The sequence below is a fragment of the Anaerolineales bacterium genome (assembly GCA_019637755.1).
GTDB lineage: Bacteria > Chloroflexota > Anaerolineae > Anaerolineales > UBA11579 > JAMCZK01.
Map to the genome: position 1 here is coordinate 898,654 of JAHBVC010000001.1, position 21,802 is coordinate 920,455.

Consider the following 21,802-nt stretch of genomic DNA (forward strand, 5'->3'; position numbering starts at 1 on the left):
TTATTTTCGGCTGCCGTCATGCAAACGCCTCTCTAAGATGCGCACCAGGAACGATAGGATCAGCGTCATCCCCAGGTACAGGATCGCCAGAATGGTATAGGCCTCACGAAAGCGGAAGGTGCGCCCGGCGTACAAGCGTGCTACCTGAGTGATATCGCGCACCGCCAGCACCGAAACCAGGGAGGAGTCTTTCACCATGGCTACAAAATCATTGCCCAGCGCCGGCAACACATTGCGGATGGCCTGCGGCAGGATGATGTGGCGCATGGCCTGGGCATAGCTCATGCCCAGCGAGCGCGCCGCTTCCATCTGGCCTTTGCCGATGGATTGAATACCGGCCCGGAAGATCTCCGCCAGGAAGGCGCCATAGGTCACCGAGAGGGCGATGATGGCACGCACATTGAGGGAAATGCTGTCATTGTTGGTGCTGGCCAGCGGGCCGCCAATGAAGCCCAGCCCAATCGAGCTCAGCCAGTCTCCAAAGGTCTTGAACAGGCCCAGCGAATCGGGCACGGCGACCAAAGCAATGTAGAAGATCAATACCAGGATGGGGATGCCGCGCACCAGCTCTACATACAGCGTAGCCAGGTTGCGCACCACCACATTACGCGAGATGCGCCCCAGGCCGGCGATCAGGCCCAGCACCAGGGCGATGCTGTACGCATATAGCGTGGTGGTGATGGTGACGCCGATACCGATGCGAATGAACGCCATCGCCTCGCCAAAACTGGTTTGGGTGGTGACAAGATAGATGGACCCCAGGGCGATGACGAAGATACCGCCAACCCACCAGGGGAATTCATCAATGCGTTCTTGCAGGGTTTTCTTGCGCGGCACCACTGCCAGCGGCGCTTCTGCTGGGAGTGGGTCAATGCCTGAGGATTGGGTCATGGGCCTCCAGTAGAAAAAATAGCCGGTGTGCATTGCTGCACACCGGCTATTTATACTCTAGAAATCAGGCGCAGCGAATTATTCGCTGTCTTCGCCGTAGGCGCCGGGGCCAATGTCATCGTAGGTGACATTGAAGTCGGGGCCGAAGTACTTGGTGTTCAGCGCGGAGAGCGTGCCGTCCGCCATCATGGCCTGGATGGCCTGGTTGACGGGCTCTACCAGATCGCTGCCCTTGGGGAAGATGAAGGCCAACTGATCGCTGGACATCGAGGGGCCGATGAGCTTAAGCACATCCGCGTTCTCGCCCAGGTACCCCTGGCCGGCGGTCTCGTCGATGATCACGGCGTCAATGTCGCCGGCCACCAACGCCTGCACCGCAAACGGGAACTGCTCGAAGGCCTGGATGCGCTCTTCCGGCAGGAAGGTGGTGGCAATTTCGTAGTTGGTGGTGCCGGTCTGCGTGCCCAGCTTCAGGCTCTCGTCGGCGACGATGTCTTCGATGCTGTTGATGCGGGTCTCATCCTGGCGAACCAGCAGGCGCACGTCAATGTTGACGTAGCCGATGGAGAAATCGACCACTTCGGCGCGATCGGCGGTGATGGTGATACCGTCAGCCGCGGCGTCAAACTGGCCATCCGCCACAGCCTGGATCATGCCGTCCCAGGCAGCCTCGGTGTACACCGGGGTGCAGTGCAAACGGGTGCAGATCTCATCCCAAGCGTCATAGTCCCAACCACCCGGAACGCCGGTTTCAGCGTCAACGTAGTTGAAGGGCAGGTAGGCGTTCTCAATCGCAACGGTCACCTCGCGGCAACCCAGATCCACAATGGCCTCTGAGGCGGAACCGAGACACTCACCGCCGCGCACCGTGGGGTCCCCACCGCCACACGCACTCAGTACCAGCGCGCCGACAATGAGGGCAAAAAGAATAAAGCGAACTTTCTGCATGTTGTTCCTCCTTAGGGAACTTGTGAAAAGATACGGAATAGAGTAAATGTACTCTGAAAAACGCAGTCACGCAATATAGGCCGCGTTAGGCAGCCCTATGGTTTGGGCCGGCGCGCTACGCTTTCTTTTCCTCGTCTTTGGGCTCATCTTCGCCCGACAGCCCTTTGCGGAAGGCGCGAATGCCGGCGCCCAACTCCTCGCCCAGTTTACCGATGCGCCCCACCCCGAACACCAGCAGCACGATAAAAAGAATTACGATCCATTCCCATCCACTGAACATAACTACCTCCCAGGCAAGCAACTGCCTTGGCCGTCATTCTACCAAATGCCATCTGGCGCTTGTGCAGTAAGATTAGAAACCACTTCAGGGGTTTTGCTTTGCCCAAACACCTTACTCCCGCTCAATTTAAGCAGCATGTGCACCGCGCCCTGCAAAGCCTTGGCACGCGCCCACAGCCTGTGCCGGCGCTGGAGGGCTTGCTGCTGTATGCGCAGCTCAGCGCGCAACCCAGCCGCAACGGCCGCCACAGCGCGCCCTCGCTGGAGGGCTTCTTGCGCCGCAGCCTGCGCGAATTTCGCCACGAGCAACCGGCGCAGGCCAGCTTGCTGGTGCGGCGCTTCCTGGAGCACGAAACCACCAAAGAGATCGCCCACCAACTTTCCATTAGTGTGGAGACGGTCAATCGCAACCAGCAACGCGCCTTGCAACGTTTTGCCGATTGGCTACTGGCGCAGGAGGCCGCGCTGCGCCAGCAACGCCAGGCCGAGCTGCTGGCCAGCTTGCCGCCGGCCAGCTTTGGCGAGTTGCTCGGCGTGCGCGCCGAGCAAGCACGCCTGGGGCAGCTTCTGCGCCGCGGCCAGGCGCCGTGGGTGATCGCGCTCACCGGCATCGGTGGGATCGGCAAAACCGCCCTGGCACAAGCCGCGCTGCGCGCCCTGGTGGCCGAGCTGGCCTATGCGCAGGTGCTGTGGCTGGCCGCCACGCCGGATCAGCCGCTGGCGCCGGCGCGCCTGTTGGAAACGCTGAGCCGCCGCCTGCTGCCGCTTGCGCTCCCCGCCAGTGAACGCCCAGCCGCCCTACTGCAAACCCTGAAGGCGCGGCCCCACTTGATCGTGCTCGATTACCTGGACGAAGAAGTGCGTGACCCTGCCTGGGTGGATTGGCTACAGGCACTGGCTGGCCCCAGCCGCTTCCTGCTGTGCAGCCGCCAGCACCCCGCCGCCCTGGCGCGCGCTTATGTAGTGCCATTGAAGGAGCTCTCGCTCAACGCCAGCCGCGCCTTGCTACAGGCGCGCGCCGAAGAAGTGGGGCTGGAGGCACTTGGGCCGGCACTGCGCAAGCAGACCAGCGCCATCTATGCACGCACCGGCGGCAACCCCTTGGCGCTCAAACTCACCGTGGGCTTGCTGCACAGTTGGCCGCTGCCGGACGTGCTGGCGGCGCTGCACGAGCGCCAGCACGCCGATGTAGACGCGCTGTATACAACGATCTACCAGGCCAGCTGGCAGGCGCTCAGCGAGCCGGCACGTCGCGTGCTGCTAGCGATGCCGCTGGTAGGCAACGAGGGCGCCAGCCTCGGCCAGCTGCGCGCCCTGAGCGGGCTGCCCGCCGCCGCGCTGCGCAATGCGGTGCAGGAGCTGCATCTGCGCAGCCTGCTCGAAGCCAGCGGAGATGCCAACCAGCGGCGCTACTCGATCCACCAGCTCACCCACACCTTTTTGCGCCAACACATTCTGCCGGCCCCGTTCGCCAGCGAATAAATGAAACGCAGCGAACGCACCTGGGTGCAGAACCAACTACGCGAAGCTGTGCAAGCTAACCTGCGTTTTTGGTCTGCCCAGCCACAGAGTGCATTGCTTAACGAGGGCGATAACGTGCTGGCGGCAGTGCGCTACGGGCTGCAGTTGCCCTCCACGCGCACGCCGGCGGCGCGCCTGCTGGCGCAAAGTTTCCAGCTTGCCCAACGGCACGCGGCAGCCTGGCGCCCGCACTACCAAAGCGCCCTGGGTGATAGCCACCTCCCGCTGCGGCTACGCAGCACCTTGCAATACCAACTCGGTGTGCTGCACTGGCTGGCCGGCGAGAGCGGGCTGGCGGCCAGCCAGTTCCGGCGCGGCCTGCGCTTTGCCCAGCAACACAGCCTGGGCGGCCTGGTGTTGCGCCATCACATCGGCCTGTGCTTGTGTGCCCTGATGCAACCGCAAGCCAGCCCACCCTCCGCCAGTGCACTGCGCCAAGCCCTGCCGGGGGTGCGCAACCCGGCCCTGCAAGCGCAAGCCTGGGCGGTGCTGGGCAGCCTGGCCTTCTTGCAGAAGGACTATGCCCGCGCTGCCGCCGATCTGGAGGCTGCCCTGCGCGCCAGCCCGGCCAGCCTGGCGCGCGGCCAATTGCACATCCTACGCGGCTTGTGTGCCCAGGCGCAACACCAACCGCAAGCCGCCCTCAAGCAATACAATGCCGCCGCGCAGCTGTTGCCGCGCTACCACGCGCCGGCGCGGCTGATGGCGCGCCTTGAGCTGTTGCGCGCCACAGCGCACTACTATCAGACCAGCCGCGGCCAGCAGGTGCGCCTGCAGCCCGCCGTAGCAGCGCTGCTGCGCGCCGCCGATTGGCTCAGCCAGGCTGAGCTGCCCGCCAGCGCCCGCGCGGAGTGGGAAGGCTGGCTGGGGCGCGTGTACACGCGCCGCGGCGAAGTGGCCGCCGGTATTCGTTACCTGAGCAGCGCCGTGCGCCTGAGCGAAGGCGCCGGCGACCAGCGCCTGGCGGCGGATGCGTTGGCGGCACTGCAACAACTGGAAAACAAAAACCCCGCCTAGTGGCGGGGTTTTTTTATTGGTCTATGTAAGCCTAGGAGTTTTCGCGGCTGCCCAGGGTACGCTCCAGGATGTCATCCATCTCATTGGAGCTGGCCTTAGCCTTGCGCGCCTTGCCGGACTGGTTCGATTGCGCTTCCTGTGCCTTGCGCCAGGCAATTTCCATGGCGGTAGGGATCGGCGTGTTGTCTTCTTCTTCGAACTCTTCCACTTCCGCTTCGGGCTCGGCCAGTAGGGCTTTGATGCTCAGCTTGATCTGCTTCTTGCGGCGGTCTACATCCAAGACCTTGACTTCGATCTCATCGCCAACCTTCACAGCTTCATCGGCAGAGCGCACATAGTCGTGCGACATCTCGCTGATGTGTACCAGGCCGGGGCGCTCGGCGCCAACTTCCACAAAGGCGCCAAACTTCTCCAACTTGGTCACCGTACCCTTGAGCACGCTGTCTTTCTTGATCTCGCGCCATTCCAGCAGCAGTGGCTGGATCAGGGTGAGCTCAATGTGGCCGTCAGTACCGATGCGGCGCACCCAGGCTTCAACTTCATCGCCTTCTTTGAGCACTTCTTCCACCTTGCGGACAGGCTCTTTACGCAGTTGTGAAATAGGAATCACAGCCGGCTTGGCTTGGCCAATATCCACTACCGCGCCGGCCAAGGTGGCCTTAATCACTTTACCTTTAACAGGGTCTTTCTTTTTGAGGCCAGTCTCTTGAGCGGCGGCCCCTTCAATATTTGCTTCAGACATTTCACAACTCCGGGCTTGTTACCGATTTCACAACAGACCCGATTGTACCTGTCCCCTTAAGCTTTGTAAAGTGCGCCGCCGGCGATCACTTCGCCGCAGGCACTTTGCCTGCCGGGCGAATAAAGGCGGAGAGCAGGATCGCCACCAGCAAGGCAAGCAGCACAAACCCGCCAGTGATGTTGAACATGGAGAACACGCCCACTTTGTCAATTAGCAGGCCACACAGGTAAAACCCCAAAGCGGTACCAATGCCCATGAACATGGCGGAGAACAAACCTTGGGCGGTAGATCCCAGGCCGCGCGGCGCCATCTCACCCACAAACTTGATACCGGCCACCCACAGTAGCGGATAGGTGAGGCCGTGGAAGAGTTGAATCAGCAGCGCTTGATCCGGCGTGCGGATGTTGGCGTACATGAAGCAGCGCAGCGCCATCGCCAACAGTGCAACATACAGCGCGCCGCGGCTGCCCAGGCTGCGTAAAAACCAGTGCGAAGCCGCCATCACCGGCAGCTCAGACACCGTGGAAATAGTCACCGCCAAACCTACCAGCGCCACGCCCGAAATGGCGAGCGGCAGCCACTGGCTGGTGCCTGGCAACGCCTGGATCAGCAGCGGGAAATAATCGTGCGCGGTGGAGCCAATGCCGGCCACTAGTGCAATGCCGAAGAACAGCAGCCACTGCGGCTCACGCAACAGGCGCCCCACCTGAGCAAAATAAGTGCCACGTTCGGGGTTCTCTTCAAAGCGCAGCGAGCGCAGGAACAGCAGGTTCACACTCATCAGCACGGCAAAGATCCAGAACATGTACACCAGACCAATGTTCTCCAGCACCAGGCCGACGATGGCGGTTACGATGCCCCACGACACCGTGCCCCACACGCGCACACTGCCGTAGCGGTCTTTGTTGTTGCCCATCATGTGGATGGTGGCGCTATCGATCAGCGGCAACGTATGCGAGGTGAGCACCGAGATCAAAATTTGCACTGCAAAAATAGGCGCAAAGGCGCGCAACACAGGAAAGAGCAGGTTGAGCGCAATCGCCGCCACCACGCCCATCAGCAGGATCATGCGATGGCGATTGGTAGCATCCGCCAAGCCGGTCCAGAAGGGTTTGGCCGCCAGGCTGATCAACGGGCTGATGCCGGTGACCAAGCCGATCTGTTCACCGCTAAAGCCCAGCGATTGCAGATAGAGCACAAAGAAAGGTGTGACGCAGGCCCAGGCTGCAAATACAAAGAAATAGCTCAGCGAGATCTGAGCGTAGCCATTCTTGGGGGCAGATACGGGTGTAGGTTTCAGCACAAGTGAATTAACCCCGCGCGTTGCTTTCGTTTCGTTTTTGGAGAGGGCTGACTAAAAGACGACGACCTGTGTGCCGCGGCCGGTAACCTCGCGCTGGCTGGGTTGGCTGGCGGGCGTGACCCAGCGATACAGCCAGGCGGCATGCTGCGGGCGCATGTTGATGCAGCCCTTGCTCATCGGCGCGCCAAAGTTGTTGTGCCAGTACGCCCCGTGGATGGCATAGCCGCCCTCGGCAAAGAAGCACGCCCAGGGCACGCCCGGCAGGTAACGGTCACCCAGAGTATCCGTCAGGCGGTTATCGCCCATGTACTGGCTGGGCATTTTGGCATACAGGTTGAAATTGCCGGTGGGCGTCTGCGTGGGCAGACCAGTAGCGCTGGTGTTGCGCACACCGGAGGAGATGGGCACGCGCAGCACTACCGCGCCATTCTCGAAGGCGGTGAGCTGCTGCGCCAGCAGCGAAATCTCGACGCGCTTTTGAGCGGCGGGCACATCTGGACTGATGGGAGTCAGCTCCTCAGCCGGAATGGGCTGCAGATGCTCGGCCTTGGCGTAGTACTGCACTTGGGTCCACGACTCGGTGATCTGATACCACGGCGAACCGTCCGGTCCGTCTACCTTAGCGGTGACCCAGTGCATGCTGTCGAAGTACAGCAAGAACTGGTTCTGTAGCTGCCAACCGCCCTGCCGCGAGTAAGTGTAGGGCTGGCTAATCGGCACGCTGATACGGCACAGCATGCCTTCCGCAGGTACTTCATTTACAGGGGTGTTACTGATGTCTTCCACAATTTGCACAAAGCTACTGTGCACGTACCCAGCAGCAATCTTGAACCAGGTGGGGTTGTAAGCCGGGCCACTGAAAGGATGCAGCGCATATTCGATGTCCACCAGCTCATCACGAAACAGTGTGCGCAGCGAACTTAGGTTGATGCGCGGCTGAGCGAACACGCTCGAGTCATACGTGACGCGGCCCAGTAGCCCCGACGCCTGGCCCAGCGCGGGCAAGCGCCCGGCAGCCAAGGCCGCCAACGAGAGCCCACTGAGCTTTAGGAAGTCACGACGAGAGAGGGAAGACATCAGAATAATTTTATCTACTAATCAAAGACAATTCATTAATCGATTAATCCGCATTTGATTAACCGACTAATGATTGCTTTTGATGAGCCAATACGGACTATTAATGTAAACTAGCTCTTATGTTAGCCAGGGTCTACTCCTGCGCGGTGGTGGGTTTGGATGGCGTAGTAGTAGAAGTAGAGGTGGATACACATCCTGGGCTCCCCAAAGTGGTCGTGGTGGGCTTGCCTGACGCGGCTATCCAGGAAAGCCGTGAGCGCGTCGCCTCGGCCATCAAGAATTCTGGTTTCGAATTTCCTCGCAATCACATCACCATCAACCTCGCCCCCGCCAGCGTGCGCAAAGCCGGCCCAGTGTATGACCTGCCCATCGCCCTCGGCATCCTCGCTGCTAACGGCCAGATCCCGGCCGCCGGGCTGCAGGGCGCGCTGACGCTGGGCGAGCTCTCGCTGGATGGCGCCGTGCGCCATGTACGCGGCGTGCTGCCCATGGCGGCACTGGCGCGCCAGCAGGGCATCCGCACGCTGTATGTGCCCGCGGTGGACGCGGCCGAAGCAGCCCTGGTGCCGGATGTAACCGTCTTCCCCGTCACCTCGCTCAGTCAGTTGGCCGCCCATCTGCGCGGCGAGCACGCCTTACTACCCTTCACTGCCGAGCCACACAGCGCTGAAAGCGACGCGCCGCCTGCTTACACCGACCTGCGCGAGGTCAAAGGCCAGGAGCAGGTCAAGCGCGCCTTGGAAGTGGCCGCGGCGGGTGGCCACAACCTGCTCATGACGGGTGCCCCGGGTGCAGGCAAAACGCTGATGGCGCGTGCCCTGCCCGGCATCCTGCCTGAACTCAACTTAGACGAAGCGCTAGATGTGACGCGCATCTATTCCGTCTCCGACAAGCTCAACGACAACAGCCCGCTCATTCGCACGCGCCCCTTCCGCGCCCCGCACCACACCATTTCGCACGCTGGCTTGGTGGGCGGCGGCACCTGGCCGCAGCCCGGCGAGATCTCGCTGGCGCACCGCGGCGTGCTGTTCCTCGATGAGCTGGTGGAGTTTGCGCCGCGCGTGCTGGAAGTGCTGCGCCAGCCCATCGAAGACAAAGTGGTTACCATCAGCCGTGCCCAGGGCGCGTTAACCTTTCCGGCAAACTTTCAACTCGTCGGCGCCATGAACCCGTGCCCGTGTGGCTACTACGGTGACCCGCTGCGCGCCTGCACTTGCGCTCCCGGCACGGTCACCCGTTACCAAAAGCGGCTCTCCGGCCCGCTGCTGGACCGTATCGACATCCATGTCGAAGTGCCACGTGTGGACTATGAGAAGCTCAGCGATGAACGCTTAGGCGAATCGTCCGCCGCCGTGCGTGCGCGTGTAGAGACCGCCCGCCGCATCCAGCACGCCCGCTTTGCTGGGCTGCCCGCGCACACCAACGCCGATATGGGCGTGGCCGAGGTGCGCCGCTTCTGCGAGCTGGATGCCGATGGCCGCGCCCTGGTGCGCGCCGCCATGGCGCAGATGCAGCTCACCGCCCGCGCCTACCACCGCGTGCTCAAACTGGCGCGCACCATCGCTGACCTGGCCGGCGCACAAAACGTAGCGCCCCAGCATTTGGCTGAGGCGCTACAGTACCGGGCACGGCTGGCGATCTAAGACCGCCACCAGGCAAGTTAGTCGTCTAACGTCAGGCTGGATTCAACGGCCAACTTACGTTGCTCCAGGAAGCTAAGCACACTCTCCACGGCTGCCTGGTAACGCTCTTCATCCACCAGAGCGCTCTGCGCGTTGGCCGCCAAGACCAGCTCCGCATAGCCTTGCGCCTTCTCCGCCAGCCCCGGGCTGCCCCATACCACGGCATACACCGCTTGCAGGGCTTGCTCGTACAACGCCCTAAACGTGTCATTGGCGATGAACCGGGTTAGCAACACATTGCTGCCCCCGCCCATGCGGCCCACCCCTTGTTGCTGCGCAAGGGTGAGGTCGAAGTTGGTGTTGCGTCCCAGTTTGCCCAGGCTTTCATTGGTGTCCCACAGCAAAACAGTCATTTGCTGGGTGTCTTCGTTAAAGTACAGATAGTAGTTATTGTTCATGCCAATCATCGAGTCGTTGTTGGCCAGCACCGCATTCAGTGCAAGGTATTTTGCAAATGCCTCCACATCCAGCCATTCAGGCAGCTCTGCCTCGAAGGTGGCATCATCGGCTTGATCCAGAAAACGCATGAAATCGATCAGCGGCTTCATATCGGCGTCATTCACGCGTGTTTCCTGCGTAAAGCGCTCGGCATAACGGCTGGGCTCCTCCCCGTCATAGCTCAGCGTAGCGCCCACATCTGCTTTGTAGAGCACCCCCTGGGAGTCAGGGAAATGCTTGGCCAGGTACTCTTCGTTGATCAGTTCGGCGAGCACATACAACTTGGCATCGCCATCGTTGATACGAAATCCGGTGAACGCCGTCTGGCTGGCGGGTAGCCCGAGCTGTTGAGCCGCCTCATTGCTCAGCGGCTCTTGCAACTGGGCTTCATCGTAGGAAGTGCCATAGTTGCGAATGGCCAGCGCCGCGTAGCCTTGATAGGTCTGCCCATCCACATATTCGTCAAACTTGATCATGAAGGGGATCTTCACCAGGTCTTCTGCGATCGCTTCACGCCCCTGGCCCATTCCACCGGGGAAATTGCCTGGCATCTCCCCTCCTGGCCCACGCGCTTGCATTTCCTGGCCCTGGGGAGCTTGCTGCTCTGGCTGGCCTTCCATTGGCGCTTGTCCCCGCTCGGGCGGCACAAACCCCTGCATCCCTTCGGGCGCCTGGCCGTTAGCAAACGGCGGCATGCCCCCTTCGGGCATTTGCATCCCCTCTGGGGGCCCGCCGCCAGTGAAGGCGCCAAACCCTGCGCCTTCGCCCCCGCCGCCACCCAGCGCGGTGCGCAGGGAAGCGTTGCCGCGCAGCCGGATGCCGACATCGTTGATGCGCACGCCATCGATGATCACATCGGCCTGGAAGTATTCCTTCAGCCCGGTCTCCTGGTAGGTGGTGATCATGCTGTCGTAATCGGCATCAGACATCAACACCTGCACCGCATGCACCAGATTATCGTCAAACACCTCCACCTGATTGTTCACCTCGCTTTGCCCAGCACTGGCGGCGCGTGGCGTACTGGTGCTGCTATAGGCAATGATGCGCTGACGCCCCAGCACGAACACCAGCCCGGCCAGCAACACCAGCAGCACGCCAACCAGTGGTAAATTGCGTTTCCATTTCATACTCATCGCAGCCTCCTGTTGGGTCGCTGGCTACAAATCGGTCGTGTTGTAGCCGGCGATCAACGACACTTTGTTGTTGCTGTTGAGTTTGCGCAGCTCGGCCACAAACTCCTCAATGCGATTGGCCTGCTTCAGGCCGATGCTGTAGGTAAGCTCCACCAAGGCCCCTTCTGCCAGGGTGTCTACACTGATCAGTTCTGAGCTGTAGCTGTATTTGAGAAACAGCGCATCGAACAGCTTGTCAAATGACAAGCCACTAGGCACCTGGATGCGCAAGATCTGGCTTGCCGCCTCACGGGCGAACCAGTTGAAGCGCATCATCAGTACGATCACCGCGCTGATCACCAGCGCGGCCACTACCGCCAACAGGTAGAAGCGCGTGCCGATCGCCATACCGACCGCCATGGTGAAGAAGATAAAGCCCACATCCCGCGTTTCCTTGACCGCATTCCGAAAGCGGATGATCGACAAGGCACCGACCAGCGAGAAGGCCCGCGCGATGTTGGAGCCAACGATCATCATCACCAGCGCCACCACCATGCCGTTCAACACCAGCGTAAAGACGAAACTTTGGGTATACGACGTGCCCCGATGGGTGAGCTTGTAGACCCAGCCAATAAATGCGCTAAGCAAGAAGCTCAACCCAAGCACCAGCACAACATCCAATACAGAAAATTCTCCGGTTAGATCTTGAAAGTTAAAAATGTCCATTTTTCTCCTGGGCAGATCACACCCGTTCGGGTGCGATCAAAGAAAGTTGCGTGAAGGCCGGCAAACTGGCCTGGGCCAGATCGATGCTGCGGCAGTATTTACTTACCCGCACGGTCTTTAAGTTATGGCTGGCGATCATCTCTGCCAGCCAGTAAGGCAGGCGCTCGTTGACCTTGATCTCCATCACGCAGCGGTCGGGCGAGATCAGCGGCAGGCCGGCGGCATCCTCCAAGCGCAATGGATGCACCTGATACTTCAGTTGCGTATCAAAGGTTACACGCAGGCCGAGATCATAGGCTGCCCCGATGAAGGCTTGGCGCTGATAGCGCACAATGCTCACCGGGCGCAGGTTGTACTCCCACAAGTAGGCGTAGACCTCCTCGAGGAACGGGCGATCCTCGTCCGCCATCGTAGCCGGCAGCTCGCGCTGGTTGCACAGGCGCAAGGCTGTCTCAAACGGCAACTGGATGCGCCGCTTTTGGGTGACGCGATCGAGGCGTTGCTTGATCTCCACAAACACTGGGGTTTGCGCGCGCAGGGGTGCGCCAAGGGCATAGTGACGGATGCGCAGCTTGCGTCGAAAACGCAAACCATCCACCTTCTCCCAATAGCAGCGTAGATCCGGCGAGTCGTAGTACAGGCTGCCCAAGTCGTAGCGGCCGGCGCTGTGCTCATCACTGTGCAGGTAGCGGCGCAAGGCCGCTTTAAAGGCCTCCGCTTGCGGCAAGCTCACTAAATACTTGAGCTCAAAACGATTAAACCGGCGTAGGGTATGGCTGAGGGTATTGGTCATACAGTCTCCTAAAAAGGTATGGCCACAGTCTAAAAATCGCGGCTGTGAACAAGCCAAAAAAGGGCTGTGAGTTGGCTGTGAAGGGCTGACTGTGAATCTGCTGAGAACGACCGCCAAACGCGGCGCGGCGGTGCGTTTCAGGGCAAACTAGGGAAAGGTGAATGCCATGTCTGCTGTGCTGATCATTGATGATGACCCCAAGCTGCTCAAGATGCTGCAGCGCACGCTGACCTATGAGAGCCTGACCGTATTGACTGCCACCAATGGATTGGAAGCCTTGCCACTGGTGCAGGTACACAAACCCAGCCTGATCATTGTGGATTGGATGATGCCCAAACTGGACGGGTTGAGCTTTGTACAGCGCCTGCGCGCCGAGGACAATAAAACCATGGTGCTCATGCTCACCGCCCGTGACGCGATCGAGGACCGCGTAGAAGGTTTGGAAGGTGGCGCCGACGACTATCTGGCCAAACCCTTCGCCCCCAGCGAACTGATGGCGCGCGTGCACGCCCTGCTGCGCCGCGTGCAGGCCGAGCCGCACAACCAACCCGCCAGCTATGCAGACATCACCCTCGACCCGCTGACCCGTGAGGCGCGCCGCGGTGACAGTGAGCTCAGCCTGACCCTGACGGAGTTCAATCTGTTGCACCTGCTGTTGCGCCACCCGCGCCAGGTGCTGGAGCGCAGCCGCATCCTGAGCGAGATATGGGGCTACGATTTCGGAGGCAATGACAATGTGCTTGAAATCTACATTGGCTACCTGCGCAAAAAGCTGGAAGCGGATGGCCGCCCGCGCGTGATCCACACCGTGCGCGGCGTGGGCTATGTTTTACGCGAGGAGTAAATGTCGATCCGCCTGCGCATCACCATTCTGTATACGCTGATCCTGGCCCTGACCCTGTGCATTTTTGGTGTGGCGCTCTACACGATCCAATCTCAGTCCACCCTCGATTCATTGCGTCGCGATCTGACCAACAGCTCCAACCGCCTGGCAGAAGCCGTGGCGCGCACCACCCCGTATGGCGGCAGCCAGCCGCCTTTTAGCGGCCAGGTGCCGCCACTGCCTTTTGGCGAATTTTCCTCCGAGCAAGCCTTCCAAAGCTTCCCCGAGCACGAAATTGCCCGCGTGCTGGATACACAGGGCAATCTGGTGGCCAGCCCGTTCGGGCGCGCCGGAGATGCGCTGCCGCTCAGTGCAGCCGGCCTGCAAGCCTTGCAGCATGGCGAGGCATGGTGGGAAACGGGCGAAGTGGCTGGCGAGTCCATGCTCATCTATAGCCGGCCTATCGTTGTCGGGGATGAGTTTATGTCCATCATCCAGGTGGCGCGCAGCTTGGGTGAGCGCAGCCAATCACTGAACAGCCTGGCCACCACCGTCATCGCGGCGGGCTTGTTTATGGTGCTGGTGGCCTTTGGCGTGGGTTGGGTATTCGCTGGGGTGATGTTGGCGCCCATTCACCGTATCACCCGCACCGCCCAAGCGATCGGCGATGAGCAAGATTTCTCACACCGCGTCGTTTATCAGGGGCCAGCAGACGAGGTGGGCCAACTGGCCAGCACCTTTAATTCGATGCTGGCGCGCCTGCAAAGTGCTTTCCAGCGGGTAGAACATTCACTAAGCATGCAACGTGACTTTGTGGCTGATATCTCACACGAGTTGCGCACGCCGCTCACTACCCTGCGCGGCAACCTTAGCTTGCTGCGCCGCAATGCGCCGATGCCCGCGGAGGAGCGCGAGGATATCCTAAACGATCTGATTGATGAGAATGACCGCCTGATCCGCCTGGTGAACGACCTACTGCTGTTGGCCCGCGCCGACGCCGGCCGCCAGTTGGCCAACGAACCGTTGCCCGCCACCGAGCTGTTGCAAGAGGTGGCCCGCCAAACCCAAGTGCTCGACCCGCAGCGCACGCTGACCTTGACCGCCCCTGCCGGGCTACAGGTGCGTTGCGATCGTGATGCGTTCAAGCAAATCCTGATCATCGCTCTAGAGAACGCCATTAAACATTCCCAGGCCGAAGTCACTATCCACGCCGAGCCGCAGGGGCAGCAGGTTGAGATTCGCGTGCAAGACCGCGGTCCCGGCATTCCTCCCGAACAACTGCCCCATATTTTTGGGCGCTTTTATCGCGGCGAACAGGCACAAGCGCACTCGCCTGGGTTTGGGTTGGGCTTAGCCATTGCAAAGACTCTGATGGAGAAGCAGGGCGGCCAGATTGAGATGCAAAGCACCCCAGGCGAAGGCAGCACCCTCATACTACGCTTTCCCAGCGGCTAAGTAAGGCGGGTGATCAGCATCCTTGTAGGTAAAATCAAGGCACTTCTACTTAAAGCGAGGTGCTATGTCTAAACAAACCGTTTACGCCCCCAAAGGTATCAAGCCGATGGGCCCCTACACCCCCGCCATTCGCATGGGCGAGCTGCTCTTTATCTCCGGCCAGGTGGGCATTGACCCTGAAAGCGGCCAGTTCGTTGAGGGCGGCGTAGCCGCCCAAGCCAAGCAAGTGCTCGAGAATCTCAAAGGCCTGGTAGAGGCCGGCGGTAGCTCGATGGACAAGGTGCTGAAGACCACCATGTTCCTCACCAACATGGCCGATTTTGCTAGCGTGAATGAAATCTACGCCACCTACTTCGCCAGTGAGCCGCCCGCCCGCTCCACCATTCAGGTAGCCGCGCTGCCCGGTGGCGCCTTGGTGGAAATTGAGGCCATCGTTTCCGTGAGCAGTAACTAGGAGCAGTGCAAAGGCAAGTCCTCTCCTCCACGGCTATTGCGATATGACACCGCTAGTCAGCATCATCGTCCCGTGCTTCAATGAAGAGGCCACCATCGGTGGCCTTCTTGAAGCCATCCTGGCGCAGAGCACGCCCGCCGAGCAGATGGAAGTGATCATCGCCGATGGCCTGTCTACGGATGCGACGCGTGAGCGCATCGCCGCTTTCAGCCAGCAGCACCCGCAGCTGGCCGTGCGCGTGGTGGACAATCACGCCCGCCGCATTCCGCACGGGCTCAACCTGGCCATTGCCGCGGCACACGGCCGCACGCTGCTGCGCCTGGATGCCCACTCCAGCCCAGACCACGAGTACGTAGCACGCAGCCTGCAAGCGCTGGATGAGGGCAGGGGCTGGAACGTGGGCGGCGTGTGGCAAGTGCGCCCCGGCCAACCTACGTGGCTGGCAGCCGCCATTGCCCAGGCGGCCAGCCACCCCTTTGGCGTGGGCGACGCGCGCTACCGCTACACCACGGTGGCCGGCGCGGTGGACACCGTGCCGTTCGGCAGCTTCCGCCGTGAGCTGATCGATAGCATTGGCGGCTTCGACGAGACCCTGGAAACCAACGAAGACTACGAGTTCAACGCCCGCATCCGCCTGGCCGGCGGCACAGTGTGGCTGGACCCGGCCATTCGCTCGGTCTACTATGCCCGCCCCACGCTGGCGGCGCTGGCACGCCAGTATTGGCGCTACGGGTACTGGAAGTGGCGCATGCTGCGCCGCTACCCGGGCACGCTGCGCCCGCGCCAGGCCATCCCGCCGCTGTTCGTGCTCGGCCTGCTCGGGCTGGGCGCCCTCAGCCTGCTATGGGCGCCCGGCGTGTGGCTGCTGGGGGCCGTGGTGGTATCATACGCACTGCTCTTACTGGCGGCTGCGGCGCAAAAAGCGCGGCACCTGCGGCAGCCCAGCCTGCTAGTTGGCATGCCCCTGGCCATGATAACCATGCACCTGAGCTGGGGCAGCGCCTTTCTGTGGAGCCTGCTGACATCGTTGGTCAATACTCCACGCACACACGTAAATGGCACAACTGCGATCTAAAGACTCCACCAGCCTGCGCCTAGGCCTTAGCGAACGCCGTGTACTGCTGGCCTTTGGCGATCTGTTCATGGCCGCCATCGCGCTGGCCGCCGCCCTGTATTTCTGGGTCATTGGCATTGGTTCGCTCAACACACTGGAAGTGATTGAATTCCTGCAAGAGCGCCCGCCTGACTGGTTCTATTTCCTGCCCCTCATCTGGGTGCTGCTACTCTTCGAAACCTACGACCCCCACCGTGCCTCCAGCTGGCAGCACACCCGCAACAGCTTGCTGATTGCGGCAGCGCTGGGCATGAGCATCTACGTCATTTATTACTTTGCGGCCGACCCGGGCACCTTGCCGCGCCGTGCCATCGCTATTTTCGCCGGCACGGCGTTGCTGCTCACCACCCTGTGGCGCCTGCTCTACATTCGCATCTTTACCTCATTGCAGTTTGCGCGCCGTGCCGTGGTGGTAGGCGCCGGACGCGCCGGTGAGGCGCTGCTGCGCGTCATCGGCGAAATGCGCCCCGCCCCCTACCAGATCGTTGCCCTGCTGGACGACGACCCTGACAAAAAGGGCAGCACGATCAGCGGGCACGAGGTCATGGGCGGCAGCGAGCTGCTCTCAGGCTTGATCGAAGAACAGGGCGTCACTGACATCCTGGTAGCGATCTCCGGCCAGATGCGTGAGAACACCTTCCACGCCCTGCTGGACGCACAAGAAGGCAGCGCTGAGATCATGCGTATGCCCACCGCATACGAAGAGCTGCTGGGCCGCGTGCCCATCAACTATCTGGAAGCAGATTGGATGGTGCGCTCCTTTGTGGATGACACCCGCGTCAATCGCTTCTACCAGTTGGGCAAACGCTTGTTTGATATTGTGGGCGGCCTGGTGGGCGTGGCGATCCTGATCGTGCTCACGCCGATCGTTGCCGTACTCACCCTGATCGACACTGGCTGGCCGCTGATCTTCTCACAGACGCGCGCCGGCAAAGGCGGCAAGCCTTATCGCATCATCAAGTTCCGCACCATGCGCGTGGACGCTGAGAAGGATGGCAACCCGCAACTGGCCAAAGAAGATGATGACCGCACCACGCGCCTGGGCAAGATCCTGCGCAAGACGCGTATCGACGAATGGCCGCAGTTCATCAACGTACTGCGCGGCGACATGAGCCTGGTTGGCCCGCGCCCAGAGCGCCCCGAGCTGATGGAGCACTTCGAGCGCCGCATTCCGTTCTACCGTGCGCGTTTGCTCGAACGCCCTGGCATCACCGGCTGGGCGCAGGTGAACTATGGTTATGCCGCCACCATTGAAGAGATGAGCATTAAGCTGGAGTACGACCTGTACTACATCAAGCATCGCGGCCCCATCCTCGATCTGATCATTATTTTGCGCACCCTGGCCACCGTCTTCGGCTTCCGGGGGCGCTAACGTGGCCAAGGTACTGGTTACCGGCGGAGCGGGCTTCATTGGCTCGCATCTCGTCAAGGCGTTGTTGCAGCGCGGCGACAGCGTGCGCGTGCTGGATAATTTCTCCAGCAGCACCCGCAGCAACATCCCCACAGATGTAGAGCTCATCGAAGGCAAAGTACAAGACCCCGCCGCGGCGGCCAAGGCCGTTGCCGATGTGGAGTTTGTCTTTCATGAGGCGGCCTTTATCTCCGTGCCTGAATCAATAGAGAACCCAAGCGCCTGCTGGGCCAGCAATGTAGACGGCACAATCGCCGTCCTGGCCGCCGCCCATAAGGCAGGCTGCCGCGGCATAGTGCTGGCCTCCAGTGCCGCGGTCTACGGTGACAGCCAGGCCTTGCCACTGGCCGAGGATGCCCCGGCCAAGTGCCTGTCTCCTTATGCGGCTTCTAAATACTTCAATGAAACCCTAGCCCAGCTGTATACGCTGACCTATGGTTTGCCAGTGACGGCGTTGCGCTATTTCAACGTGTTTGGCCCTGGGCAGTCGCCCAACTCGGCCTATGCTGCCGCGGTGCCCAAGTTCATCGCCGCCTTGGCGGCGGGCCAAGCGCCGACCGTGTTCGGTGACGGCACGCAAGGGCGTGATTTCATCTTCGTGGGCGATGTGGTGCGCGCTAACCTGCTGGCCGCCGAGGCCAACGCGGGCGGCGTATACAACGTGTGCACCGGGCAAGAGACTACGCTGCTGGACCTGCTGGCGGCGTTGTATCCGCTGTTCCCCAATGCCCCGCACGCCAGCCACGCCGCCCCGCGCCTTGGCGATGTGCCGCGCAGCCTGGGTGACCCGCAGGCGGCCCACGCCGCATTGGGCTTCCGCGCCGAGACGCCGCTGGCCGAGGGCTTGCGCCAGATCGTGGAGGCGGCATGAGCGCCTGGCTGCGCACCAACCTGCGTCTGGGTGCTAACCGCCTGCTGTTTGCAGACATGGTCTTGGTGGCTGCCAGCGTGCTGGGGGCCTTCATCCTGCGTCTGACGCCCGAACAACTCATTCTGGACTATTTGCCCACCTTCTTTTGGATGCTGGTGGTAGCGCTGGTCATCAAGCCTGTCATTTACAAACGCAGCGGCCTGTATGAGCGCGTGTGGGCGTACGCCTCCATGGCTGAGATGAAGCTCATCGTGCGTGCAGTAACCATTGCTTCACTGATCTTCACGCCCATCATCTTCCTGCTGGATTGGCTGGGCGCCTTCACCAACTTTGCGCGCTCGTTGGTGGCGATTGACTGGCTGCTCTCGCTGGCCGCGGTGGGCGGCTTGCGCTTTGGCTTGCGCTTGCTGGCTGAGAACCGCAAGGTGATCGAGCAGGCCAGTGGCGTCAAGCTGCGCCGCGCCATCATCCTCGGCGCCGGCGATGCGGGCGCGCTGGTGGCGCGTGAATTGCAAAAGAACCAGCAGCTCGGCCTCAACCCGCTGGCCTTCTTGGATGACGACCCGGATAAGCAGGGCCAACGCCTGCATGACATTCCCGTGGTAGGCACGCTGAAAGACCTGCCGGCCCAGGCCGCTGCTTTGCATGCGGAAGAAATCATTATGGCCATCCCCAGTGCGCCGGGCAGCGTGCTGCGCCAGGCGGCCGATCTCAGCCGCCAAGCCGGAGTGCCCTACCGCACCATGCCCGGCCTGTACGAGCTGATTGGCGGCAAGGTCAGCGTCAGCCGGTTGCGCGAAGTAGACATTACCGATTTGCTGCGCCGCCAGCCCGCCCAGATCGATCGGGCACGTGTAGGTGACAGCCTACGCGGCAAGCGCGTGCTCATTACCGGCGCGGGCGGCTCCATCGCCAGTGAGCTCGGCCGCCAGATCGCGCGCTGGGAGCCCGCCATGCTCGTGCTGCTGGGTCATGGCGAGAACAGCATCTTTGAAATCCTGCTTGAGCTGCACAACGAGTATCCGCAGCTTGAGATTATTCCTGTCATTGCGGATGTGCGTGACGCGGGGCGCATCACCGCCGCGCTACAGACTTACAAGCCAGACATCGTCTTCCACGCCGCTGCGCACAAGCACGTGCCGCTGATGGAAGCCAATATCGCCGAAGCCGTGGCGAATAACGTGCAAGGCACGCTCAACGTCGTGCAGGCTGCGGGTGCCGCAGGGGTGCAGCGTCTGGTGATGATCTCTACCGACAAGGCCGTGCGCCCCAGCAGCGTAATGGGCGCTACCAAACGCGTGGCCGAATGGGCCGTGCTGGACGCGGCGCGTAGTCTGGGGCGCAACTACTCCGTGGTGCGCTTTGGCAATGTGCTCGGCAGCCGCGGCAGTGTAGTGCCGCTGTTCAAGCACCAGATCGCCCAGGGCGGCCCGCTCACCATCACCCATCCGGAGATGGAGCGCTATTTCATGACCATTCCGGAGGCAGTGCACCTGGTGTTGCAGGCGGCCGCCTTTGAAGGCCAAGGCGAGCTGTACATGTTGGACATGGGCCAGCCGGTGCGCATTGTGGATCTGGCCGAAGACCTTATTCGCCTTTCCGGCCTGACCCCCGGCGAGGACATTCAAATCGAATTCAGCGGCCTGCGCCCGGGCGAGAAGCTCAGCGAGCAGTTGTGGGAAGCTGGCGCCGAGTACTCGGCCACCACCCACCCTGACATTCGCCGCGTGCAGGAGCCACAGGCGCCTAGCCGCGAGCAGTTGCACGCCGCACTCAGCCAGCTGCTGGCCATGGCCGAGGCCAACGACAGCTCTGGTATCCTACAGCTGCTCGGCGAGCTGCTGCCCGGCTCCGAAGTGGGCCAGGCGCCGCCGCCAGCCTTCACCTCGCTCTCGTAATGGATACAGCAACCTGGAACGCCCTCATCTCCCAATTGCCGCGCCCGCATCTGTTGCAGACCGGGCAGTGGGCGCGCGCCAAAGAGCCTTTTGGCTGGACGGCGCATTACAAGACCTGGGAGCAAGATGGCAAGCTAGTTGCCGCGGCCCAGATCCTGCAGCGCAGCGTGCGCTTGCCGCTGATTGGCAAAGAGCTGTGCATGCTGTATGTGCCTAAGGGGCCGCTGTTGGCCGACTGGAACGATGCCGCCTTGCGTGCCCGCGTGCTGGCTGGCTTGCGCGAGACCGCCAAGGAGCTGGGCGCCTTCTTCATCAAGATTGATCCGGATTTAGCCTACGGGTATGGCCTGCCCGGCGCTGAGGATGAGCGCGTGGTGCCCGCCGCAGCAGATTTTGTAGCCGAGCTGAAATCGGCGGGCTGGCGCTATTCCAACGAGCAAGTGCAGATGCCCAATACGATGTTGATCGACATCGACAAGAGCGAAGAAGACATCTTGGCGGCCATGAAACAAAAGGGCCGCTATAACTTGCGTCTCTCACAGAAAAAGGGCGTCACGGTGCGCCGCGGCACCCCGGCCGACTTTGCCACCTTCTACAAAATGTACGCCGAGACCTCGGTGCGCGATGGCTTTGTCATCCGCAGCGAAGAGTACTACCGCGCCGTGTGGGATAAGTTCTACAACGCCGGCCTGCTGGTTCCCCTGCTGGCCGAGGTGGAAGGCGAAGTGGTGGCCGGGCTGATGCTGTTCATCTACGGCGAGCAATCCTGGTACATCTACGGCATGTCGCGTGCGCTGCACCGCGAAACCATGCCCAACTATCTATTGCAATGGGAAGCTATCCGCGCCAGCCGCGAGGCCGGCTGCAAGGTGTATGACCTGTGGGGCGCGCCGGATGAGTTCAACGAGGCCGACGCGATGTGGGGCGTGTACCGCTTCAAGCTCAGCCTAGGCGCCTACGAAGCACGCCACATCGGCGCCTGGGATCTGCCGATGCAGCCCGCCGTGTACAGTATGTACACGCAAGTGTTGCCGCGCCTGATCGCAGCCATGCGCTGGCGTGGCCGCCGCCAGACGCAGGCGCAAGTGCGCTCAGAGCAGTAGTCTTTTTTAAAGTCATTAATCAGTTAATCGAAATCGTCTATTGGTCTTTTAGTCGGGCGGTTGTATCGAGCGCTGTACTTCGTCATTGCGAGGAGTGCGCAGCTTTGCTGCGCCGACGAAGCAATCCCCATGTCAGTATGCAGT

Annotated in this window: 20 protein-coding genes; 11 read left to right on the forward strand and 9 right to left on the reverse strand. The window is 61.4% G+C overall.

The window, feature by feature from the left end; translation table 11 throughout:
* The 3 genes from KF821_04475 to KF821_04485 all read right to left on the reverse strand — a co-directional run bounded on the left by KF821_04475 (nt 1) and on the right by KF821_04485 (nt 2,119).
* Nucleotides 1-891 (reverse strand): amino acid ABC transporter permease, encoded by an 891-nt coding sequence (locus tag KF821_04475; protein MBX3005068.1) that lies wholly within the window; start codon nt 889-891, stop codon nt 1-3.
* 78 nt (nt 892-969) lie between these two features.
* The gene (locus KF821_04480; protein ID MBX3005069.1) at nt 970-1,839 is read right to left on the reverse strand and encodes an amino acid ABC transporter substrate-binding protein; all 870 of its coding nucleotides are present in this window, start codon (nt 1,837-1,839) and stop codon (nt 970-972) included.
* A gap of 115 nt (nt 1,840-1,954) precedes the next feature.
* The gene (locus tag KF821_04485) at nt 1,955-2,119 is read right to left on the reverse strand and encodes a twin-arginine translocase TatA/TatE family subunit (protein ID MBX3005070.1); all 165 of its coding nucleotides are present in this window, start codon (nt 2,117-2,119) and stop codon (nt 1,955-1,957) included.
* 98 nt (nt 2,120-2,217) lie between these two features.
* Between KF821_04485 and KF821_04490 the strand changes: the two genes are divergently transcribed.
* Both KF821_04490 and KF821_04495 read left to right on the forward strand, forming a co-directional pair.
* Nucleotides 2,218-3,600: a sigma-70 family RNA polymerase sigma factor gene (locus KF821_04490; protein MBX3005071.1), complete on the forward strand. Its 1,383-nt coding sequence runs from the start codon at nt 2,218-2,220 to the stop codon at nt 3,598-3,600.
* Nucleotides 3,601-4,656, forward strand: a complete 1,056-nt coding sequence (locus KF821_04495) for a hypothetical protein (protein MBX3005072.1) — start codon at nt 3,601-3,603, stop codon at nt 4,654-4,656.
* A 31-nt stretch (nt 4,657-4,687) separates the two neighbouring features.
* On the opposite strand, the gene KF821_04500 is transcribed toward KF821_04495, so the two are convergent.
* The 3 genes from KF821_04500 to KF821_04510 all read right to left on the reverse strand — a co-directional run bounded on the left by KF821_04500 (nt 4,688) and on the right by KF821_04510 (nt 7,778).
* Nucleotides 4,688-5,398 (reverse strand): 30S ribosomal protein S1, encoded by a 711-nt coding sequence (locus KF821_04500; GenBank protein ID MBX3005073.1) that lies wholly within the window; start codon nt 5,396-5,398, stop codon nt 4,688-4,690.
* An 85-nt stretch (nt 5,399-5,483) separates the two neighbouring features.
* Nucleotides 5,484-6,701: an MFS transporter gene (locus tag KF821_04505; GenBank protein ID MBX3005074.1), complete on the reverse strand. Its 1,218-nt coding sequence runs from the start codon at nt 6,699-6,701 to the stop codon at nt 5,484-5,486.
* A gap of 51 nt (nt 6,702-6,752) precedes the next feature.
* Nucleotides 6,753-7,778, reverse strand: a complete 1,026-nt coding sequence (locus tag KF821_04510) for a L,D-transpeptidase (GenBank protein MBX3005075.1) — start codon at nt 7,776-7,778, stop codon at nt 6,753-6,755.
* A gap of 119 nt (nt 7,779-7,897) precedes the next feature.
* Between KF821_04510 and KF821_04515 the strand changes: the two genes are divergently transcribed.
* On the forward strand, nt 7,898-9,421 hold the full coding sequence (locus tag KF821_04515; GenBank protein MBX3005076.1) for a YifB family Mg chelatase-like AAA ATPase: 1,524 nt from the start codon (nt 7,898-7,900) through the stop codon (nt 9,419-9,421).
* 17 nt (nt 9,422-9,438) lie between these two features.
* Here the strand turns inward: KF821_04515 and KF821_04520 are convergent, their stop codons facing one another.
* Genes KF821_04520 through KF821_04530 form a run of 3 tightly spaced genes read right to left on the reverse strand, consistent with a single transcriptional unit; the run spans nt 9,439 to nt 12,529 of the window.
* Nucleotides 9,439-11,025 carry a CotH kinase family protein gene (locus KF821_04520; protein ID MBX3005077.1) on the reverse strand — a complete coding sequence of 529 codons (1,587 nt, stop codon included), beginning with the start codon at nt 11,023-11,025 and terminating at the stop codon, nt 9,439-9,441.
* A 30-nt stretch (nt 11,026-11,055) separates the two neighbouring features.
* Nucleotides 11,056-11,736, reverse strand: coding sequence for a DUF4956 domain-containing protein (locus KF821_04525; protein ID MBX3005078.1), 681 nt, complete (start codon nt 11,734-11,736; stop codon nt 11,056-11,058).
* Between the two features lie 16 nt (nt 11,737-11,752).
* Nucleotides 11,753-12,529, reverse strand: a complete 777-nt coding sequence (locus tag KF821_04530; GenBank protein MBX3005079.1) for a polyphosphate polymerase domain-containing protein — start codon at nt 12,527-12,529, stop codon at nt 11,753-11,755.
* Between the two features lie 166 nt (nt 12,530-12,695).
* Here KF821_04530 and KF821_04535 point away from each other — a divergent pair, with 166 nt between their 5' ends.
* The 8 genes from KF821_04535 (at nt 12,696) to KF821_04570 (ending at nt 21,658) form a co-directional block, all read left to right on the forward strand.
* A complete protein-coding gene (locus KF821_04535) occupies nt 12,696-13,373 on the forward strand; it encodes a response regulator transcription factor (protein ID MBX3005080.1) in 678 nt (225 codons plus the stop codon).
* Nucleotides 13,374-14,807: a HAMP domain-containing protein gene (locus KF821_04540; protein ID MBX3005081.1), complete on the forward strand. Its 1,434-nt coding sequence runs from the start codon at nt 13,374-13,376 to the stop codon at nt 14,805-14,807.
* A 64-nt stretch (nt 14,808-14,871) separates the two neighbouring features.
* Nucleotides 14,872-15,261, forward strand: coding sequence for a Rid family detoxifying hydrolase (locus tag KF821_04545; GenBank protein MBX3005082.1), 390 nt, complete (start codon nt 14,872-14,874; stop codon nt 15,259-15,261).
* A gap of 43 nt (nt 15,262-15,304) precedes the next feature.
* Nucleotides 15,305-16,336, forward strand: coding sequence for a glycosyltransferase family 2 protein (locus KF821_04550; protein MBX3005083.1), 1,032 nt, complete (start codon nt 15,305-15,307; stop codon nt 16,334-16,336).
* The gene (locus tag KF821_04555) at nt 16,317-17,747 is read left to right on the forward strand and encodes a sugar transferase (GenBank protein ID MBX3005084.1); all 1,431 of its coding nucleotides are present in this window, start codon (nt 16,317-16,319) and stop codon (nt 17,745-17,747) included. The genes KF821_04550 and KF821_04555 overlap by 20 nt, the downstream gene beginning before the upstream one ends.
* A gap of 1 nt (nt 17,748) precedes the next feature.
* Nucleotides 17,749-18,657 (forward strand): NAD-dependent epimerase/dehydratase family protein, encoded by a 909-nt coding sequence (locus KF821_04560; protein ID MBX3005085.1) that lies wholly within the window; start codon nt 17,749-17,751, stop codon nt 18,655-18,657.
* Nucleotides 18,654-20,555 carry a polysaccharide biosynthesis protein gene (locus tag KF821_04565; protein ID MBX3005086.1) on the forward strand — a complete coding sequence of 634 codons (1,902 nt, stop codon included), beginning with the start codon at nt 18,654-18,656 and terminating at the stop codon, nt 20,553-20,555. The genes KF821_04560 and KF821_04565 overlap by 4 nt, the downstream gene beginning before the upstream one ends.
* Nucleotides 20,555-21,658 carry a peptidoglycan bridge formation glycyltransferase FemA/FemB family protein gene (locus KF821_04570; protein MBX3005087.1) on the forward strand — a complete coding sequence of 368 codons (1,104 nt, stop codon included), beginning with the start codon at nt 20,555-20,557 and terminating at the stop codon, nt 21,656-21,658. The genes KF821_04565 and KF821_04570 overlap by 1 nt, the downstream gene beginning before the upstream one ends.
* Nucleotides 21,659-21,802 lie beyond the last annotated feature (144 nt).